The sequence below is a fragment of the Bacteroidota bacterium genome (assembly GCA_018692315.1).
Classification (GTDB): domain Bacteria; phylum Bacteroidota; class Bacteroidia; order Bacteroidales; family JABHKC01; genus JABHKC01.
This window is the reverse complement of record JABHKC010000210.1, coordinates 1-2,738: the sequence shown is the minus strand read 5'-3', so window position 1 is coordinate 2,738 and position 2,738 is coordinate 1. Positions and strand designations below refer to the sequence as shown.

Sequence of the window (2,738 nt, the reverse complement as noted above, 5' to 3'; positions counted from 1 at the left end):
CTGCCCATATCCGAATGAAACGCTCGTTTGCTTCTTTTATAATTGTTGAATATTTAATTCTTATTTCATTTATTCTATCCATGTGGCAAAGATAGGAAAAAAAATTAATAATGGAGCAATTATATATTTACAATTACTAAGGGAGTTCCATCCATATCTTTTCCGGTTGGTAAACCAAACAGGGTAAGCAAGGTTGGAGTGATGTCTAGTAAATTTGCACCATAAATAATTTCATCTTTTTTAATGTTTGGGCCTGCCATACAAAAAATACCGTGTTGCCGATGTTGATATGATGGTCCTGCAAGTTCGTCAGGAATAAATGTAGGACGTAAATGATCGGAATGGAAGCCGTGATCAGAAACTATCATCACAGTTGTGTCTTTACCAGCTAACTGAAGCATACGTGCCAACATCATATCATGAAATCGATATGCGCCGGTTATAACATCTTTATAGAGTTTGAATTCTTTATCCGAAATTCCATCTAACTTTGGTGGATGATAGTTTATAAAAGCATGAGAAAAATGGTCAATTGTGTCGAAATACACAGACATAAAATCCCATTTCTGGTTTTCCATTATCCAAGTTGCTACAGATTGAATTGAGGCACACTCAGCAAGGTTTCTATATATAATTGACAATCTGGGGTCCTTTGTCTGGTCAATTTCTGCTGCTTTAGGAACGAATGGTAATATATGTTCCGAAGTGAGTTCATAGGGATGAATCCTTAAATGTTCAAACAATCTTGATAACTCAGGAGGATGAACTGTCCCCTGCATAATTTTCCATCTGTCGGGAGCCTCATCGGCTTGCTGATAAAGATTGGAAATCATAATGCCATTTATTGGTTCTGCCGGATGAGATGGCCACCAACCTACAACATGCGATTTAATGTTTTGCTGATTCAGAATATTCCAAATCGCTTTTACTTTACGCGAGAGCGATGAAACCGGACGAACACCTTGTTTCCGCGGATTTGGTTCAATAAACCCTAAAATTCCGTGTTTGTCGGGGCGCATTCCTGTGGCAATACTTGTCCATAGCATCGGTGAAAATGGAGGGTCAAGTGTTGTAAGATTACCCATCACTCCTTTATTAACAAGTTTTTCTGTCGCCGGCATTAGACCATCATCAATTAGCTTGTTAATTATTTTCCAGTCAGCTGCATCCCAGCCAATTAATAGTATTTTTTTTGCAAGTCTTTTCAATAGTAGCTAATCGGTTTTTTTGTCACTAATAATTTCGTTTTCATTCTTCCAATCAGTTTCTATACGTTTTTTGCGAACTGCAATAAGTCCCTTGTAACCAATAGCTAATAGCCCAAGGTTTCCTTCAGGAGGAATTTCAAATTTCTGTCCGTCATTTATTGTTATTTGCAAATCTTCCTGATACATTACTTTTATAAGTTCGGTTGAAACAGCATTTTGTTGATTATTTTTTTTACTAATGCTTTTATTGTGAACATTATTTGTGTTTTTATTTTTGTTATTTTCTTTCAATGGTTGATTTTAGGTGAATAATTATTCTTTGTTTCAGTATTTTGTAATAATTATTGGATTCTATTTATATCAATTCGTATGTTTTCTTTGAATTTCAAATAATTAACATTGTAGATTTTTTTCATGATTTTCATTATTTACTGTTTCATGTGTTTAAGCTGTACTATTAAGTAATAATATATAGATTTTACTTTTGTATCAAGTTTAGAGTTCTCGTTGATACTCAAATCATTCACTTTATTTTCTTTTAGAAATTCCATTTTATAAAAAATGTTAAATATACAATTATATTTGTTAATTTTTTCATAATATTAACAATTAATCATTATACTATTATTTTTCTTGTAAAAATTGCATTTACTATTTGAACTTACAAAGTCCATTTGGTACTACTGATAAGAAATCCCGCTGAGATTGGAAAATCGAAATTGAAAATTCAACATTCAATACTCAACTCATTCCTGCGAAAGCAGGAATCTCATTGAGTTAGGTAATATTTTGATGGGATTCCTGCATTCGCAGGAATGAAAGTGCGGGTGGAAACTTTACAACTTTATGAAATTCACAAACTTTTATCAAAAAAGCCCCAAAGTAAAAACAATGGGGCTTTTAGTTTGAAGTAACAAATATACTATTTCACCAAACTCATACATTTGGTTTCTAAATAGTTAGAATTTTCTCCTATAACTTTTATTGTATAGAAGTATGCACCGGCAGAAAGTCTGCTTGCATCGAATTTTACTGTATAACTTCCGCCTTTTTGTTCAGTTTCAACAAGCACTGAAATTTGCTCGCCAAGATTGTTGAAAACAGTTAGGTTTACCATTCCCGATTCGGGAAGTTCGTAATAAATCTCCGTAATTTGCTTAAACGGATTTGGGAAATTTTGATTCAAATAGTATTCTTCCGATAGCTGATTTAGTTTTGAAATAAGCTCAAGAGAAAGAGAAACTCATATATACTCATTTTTAGACCGGTACAAAATAGAGCATCTGCAAAAGAAAGTGAGTCCTAAATCTAATTAAATTTAAATACATGAAATACAGTTGTTTAATACTTTTTTGAAAATTTTATTGTTGAAATTATGAATATGTTTTATCAGTAATTCCGCAACAAAAATAATCAGCCAGTCACAAATTCTCAATAAAGAATACTATATATAGCTTTCCCATTCAGCTTTTAGGGCTGTCATGATTTTGTATTTGAATTTACATTTTTACCTCCTTTTGTTTTTTAGCT

General features: G+C 32.5%; 3 protein-coding genes. All 3 read right to left on the bottom strand.

Annotated features, from left to right (window positions below):
• Positions 1–119: 119 nt before the first annotated feature.
• Positions 120–1,208, bottom strand: a complete 1,089-nt coding sequence (locus HN894_15535) for a hypothetical protein (GenBank protein MBT7144734.1) — start codon at positions 1,206–1,208, stop codon at positions 120–122.
• A 6-nt stretch (positions 1,209–1,214) separates the two neighbouring features.
• Positions 1,215–1,499, bottom strand: a complete 285-nt coding sequence (locus HN894_15530) for a hypothetical protein (GenBank protein MBT7144733.1) — start codon at positions 1,497–1,499, stop codon at positions 1,215–1,217.
• Positions 1,500–2,130: 631 nt separating this feature from the next.
• A complete protein-coding gene (locus tag HN894_15525; protein ID MBT7144732.1) occupies positions 2,131–2,394 on the bottom strand; it encodes a T9SS type A sorting domain-containing protein in 264 nt (87 codons plus the stop codon).
• Between the last annotated feature and the right edge of the window lie 344 nt (positions 2,395–2,738).